The organism is Bradyrhizobium retamae (assembly GCF_001440415.1).
Classification (GTDB): domain Bacteria; phylum Pseudomonadota; class Alphaproteobacteria; order Rhizobiales; family Xanthobacteraceae; genus Bradyrhizobium; species Bradyrhizobium retamae.
On sequence record NZ_LLYA01000066.1, the window covers coordinates 1 to 3,261 of the forward strand.

At 59.3% G+C, this 3,261-nt stretch carries 4 protein-coding genes and 1 pseudogene; 3 read left to right on the forward strand and 2 right to left on the reverse strand.

Going from position 1 to position 3,261, the window contains the following annotated elements; all coding sequences use genetic code 11:
• Together CQ13_RS09330 and CQ13_RS09335 are read left to right on the forward strand one after the other, a co-directional pair.
• Positions 1–520 (forward strand): ABC transporter ATP-binding protein (locus CQ13_RS09330; RefSeq protein WP_057842683.1); only part of this gene is annotated, 520 nt, incomplete at its 5' end.
• A gap of 40 nt (positions 521–560) precedes the next feature.
• Positions 561–881, forward strand: a complete 321-nt coding sequence (locus CQ13_RS09335) for a Rieske (2Fe-2S) protein (RefSeq protein ID WP_057842684.1) — start codon at positions 561–563, stop codon at positions 879–881.
• Here the strand turns inward: CQ13_RS09335 and CQ13_RS09340 are convergent.
• Complete coding sequence (locus tag CQ13_RS09340; protein WP_057842685.1) at positions 878–1,753, reverse strand: alpha/beta hydrolase; 876 nt, start codon at positions 1,751–1,753, stop codon at positions 878–880. The genes CQ13_RS09335 and CQ13_RS09340 overlap by 4 nt on opposite strands.
• Positions 1,754–2,347: 594 nt before the next feature.
• Between CQ13_RS09340 and CQ13_RS42745 the strand changes: the two genes are divergently transcribed.
• Positions 2,348–2,524, forward strand: coding sequence for a hypothetical protein (locus CQ13_RS42745; protein ID WP_156433598.1), 177 nt, complete (start codon positions 2,348–2,350; stop codon positions 2,522–2,524).
• A gap of 518 nt (positions 2,525–3,042) precedes the next feature.
• Here the strand turns inward: CQ13_RS42745 and CQ13_RS45470 are convergent.
• Positions 3,043–3,204: pseudogene (locus tag CQ13_RS45470) on the reverse strand (glutathione S-transferase family protein); the annotation flags it as partial.
• Positions 3,205–3,261: the final 57 nt, after the last annotated feature.

Genomic DNA, 3,261 nt, shown 5'->3' on the forward strand with positions numbered 1-3,261 from the left:
CAAGGACATTGCGGGCGGGAAGCCGCCCCACATCGTGGCCTGCGGGATCGCGCATTGTCCGGAAGGACGGCGTGTGTTTCCGCACATGACGGTCGAGGAAAATCTCGACATAGGAGCCTATCTCCGCACTGATGCCGCCGCGATTTCGGCGGACCGCGAGCGCATCTACGCCGAATTTCCGCGTCTGGCCGACCGCAAGCGGCAGGCTGCCGGCACCTTGTCGGGCGGCGAGCAGCAAATGCTGGCGATCGGCCGTGCGCTGATGTCGCGGCCGCGGTTGATCATGTTCGATGAACCATCCCTTGGGCTTGCGCCCAATATCGTCGAGCGCACCTTCGCCATTATTCGCGGCATCCGCGATTCAGGTACGACCGTTCTGCTAGTCGAGCAGAATGCGTTTGCGGCGCTCGAGATGTGCGACCATGCCTATCTGCTGGAAGGCGGCCGCATCGTTCTCTCCGGCGCCGGCGCCGAAATGATCGAGAACGAACACGTGCGAAGGGCCTATCTTGGTGGATGAACGGCACCAAACGGTCGCAGACTTCGGCGAGGGAAGGTGGATGCCGGTCTGCGGACTTAGCCGGCTGATCTCGCAAACGATTGTTTGCGCGCGTGTGACCGGCGTCGACCTGATCCTGGTCTGGACCGAGGGAAGCGCGGTGGCCTGCGAACGGCTGTGCCCGCACGAACAGGCCGACCTCGCACGCGGGCATCTGTCGGGAGAACGTCTGTTTTGTCCGCGTCACGCGGCGTCGTTCGATCTCCGCACTGGGAGAATTTCCTATGGTTGGCCGTATCGGACGTTGCGGATCTATCCAACGCGGATCGACGACGAGCAGGTCTGGATCGACGCGACGGTGGTCAATTCACGGGCGATCTAGCCATTATTGGATTGGCCGACGAGCTTTCGGGCGATATCCACCAGCGCGCCGTCGGGACGTCGAAGGTCGCCGAGAATGCTAAAGTGGTTGGCGCCCTCGATCGCGTAAATGGAGCCGGGCGCGTTTGCGGCAACGCGCGCTTCGTGAAAATGGATCGAGTCGAAAACCAGCGCCGGCAGTTCGGCCGCGCCGTAGGCGATGTCGAGTCGCTTGTGAACGACGGGTAGGTGCAACGGCGACAATTTCTCGACCTCCTGGTCGGTCAGCTTCAGCGCATTGTTCAGGCCGGTGTCGCGGATCGGTGCAAGATCATATACGCCGGAAATCGCAAGGCCTGCGGCGACGCGGGGGTGATCGAGCGCCATCGCGACGAGATGGGCGCCGGCCGACCAGCCCGAGAGCACAACGGGGCCGGACACGCCGTAGGAAGCGCCGTTCTTGGCCAGCCAATCGAGCGCCTGTGATATTTCACTCACGATCTCGGTCAGCGATGCCTCCGGCGCCAACGAATATCCGGGAATGGCAACCGACCAGCCATGCGCGGCAATGCCCTCGACAAGCATCGCAAACACATCGCGGGAATTGCGCTGCCAATAGCCGCCGTGGAGAAAGACCAGACAGGGGGCCGCGCTGTCGGCGGCCGGATAGAGGTCGATCTTCGTCCTCTCACGGTTGCCATAGGCGACATCAAGGAAGGATCTACGGCTGGCCCGCAGCGCCTTGGAGGCCTCGTTTCGCTCCGCAATCAGGGCCGCACTGTCCTTCACCGCGGCATTGTTGTCATACGCGGCGTCGCGTTCGGCTTGGGAAAGCGCAGCCCAGTTCGACCGGGGATCAAGGGGCCTGGCTTTCGTCGCCGAGATGCTGGTCACGCGTGTTGCTCCTGCGGAAAAGGAAGTCGTCGCCATTCTAGATCAGTGGGCGATGAACGCGAGCAAAATAGCGTAGCCGGTCCCGGCAAGATGACCAGAGCTCTAAGTGGAGCCGTTGCTCGCAGATTACGATAAACAAACACCTCGGGTCTTGCCGCGGATCTGAGCGTGCCAGTTTCCGGATATTGAGAGTCGCCAAGCGTATGCACTCGGATTCTCGCGTGTGTGATGTGCGCACCAAGACGGTGATTTGGCTTCCAAGTTGAGCGAATATGGTCGTAGAAGAACAGGCGCAGGAAGGTTCGCTAGCCGCAAGTTTGCCAATCGGGCCAATTCCTTAGGGAACGACTGGAGACAAAAAAGACTTATGAAATGAGTACCTTCGACTCGAAGTTCTCCGTTGCTCCCATGATGAATTGGAACGAGAGTTTTGGTTTTTCAATCGGTTAGAAGGCGGCGTGTGCACGACGTGTGCACCGAGAGATCAAACAAAATCTTGAAACAACCAACGTGAACAAGCTGAACTGAACGCGCACCAGCGGCGAGCCGCTGTTTCGATCGAGGCTGATCTCGTTAATCATCTGGAAGTTGACGATGTTGCGCTTGTCGCGGCGAGGCGCGACTCGCGAACTGAGCGATTATGGAACGCCGGATGTCTGCTATTTAGCTGAAGCTGTTGATAGCGGTCAGATAGGATCGCTCGGCCTCGCCATTCTGAGTTATGCGCGCAGCTGTGAGCGCATTCCGCAACCGCTCGACTTCGGCATCTGAAATCTTGACCAGCGGAGGTCGCTCGAAATGAGCGGTCGAGCCGGCCGACCAGCACCAGCGCCTCTTTCATGCGATTATGTATATCGACGAAGGGCGGTGCGTAAAATGCCTGCTGAAGCGGAAGAGCCTGTCGTTGATCAGCTGCGCGGCTGTAAGATCGCCTTTCTTCACTGTTCTGAACAGTGCCACCTGCAGATCGGCAACAACGCTGCCTGCTCCGGACAGGAGGGCCCTTCGCTCCCATGGCGGGAGACGCCATCAGCCACGAGCTTTGCGTGGTGCGGACGTTGACTGGCCGCGACAAGCTTTGGAACGTACGAATGCGGCGTTCATGTAATGGCCTTGACGGCGCAGATGCTTGGTATTTGCTCAAGCATCGAAATCAATGTGTCGAATGCATAGCTATAGCCATAGGTTGATAGTGGATACTGGAAGCAGATCAACGGAAGATCAGATCCATAATCGAGGCGCGCAAAAGCGCACCTCAGGATAACGTCCGTACGTGCGGCAGGTTTCGTCTACACCGCAAAGCCCGGCGAATTACGCGCCATGCCGCCAAACGCATCGAATAACTTTTCGCGCCAGGCATAGATCGGATCATCTTCCTTCAGGAGCTTGAGGGGGCTGGTCGCACGCGCCCACTGGAACGGGCCGAACGCGATGTAGTCGGCATAGTTCGGCGGTGAGCGTCACGATAGGATCACCGGTGCCCGGGCTTGACTTGCGCGGAATGCTCT

Bases quoted from the DNA above. Each gene is read 5' to 3' on its own strand.
- CQ13_RS09335 (WP_057842684.1), top strand. From the start codon at position 561: ATGCCGGTCTGCGGACTTAGCCGGCTGATCTCGCAAACGATTGTTTGC.
- CQ13_RS42745 (WP_156433598.1), top strand. From the start codon at position 2,348: ATGTTGCGCTTGTCGCGGCGAGGCGCGACTCGCGAACTGAGCGATTAT.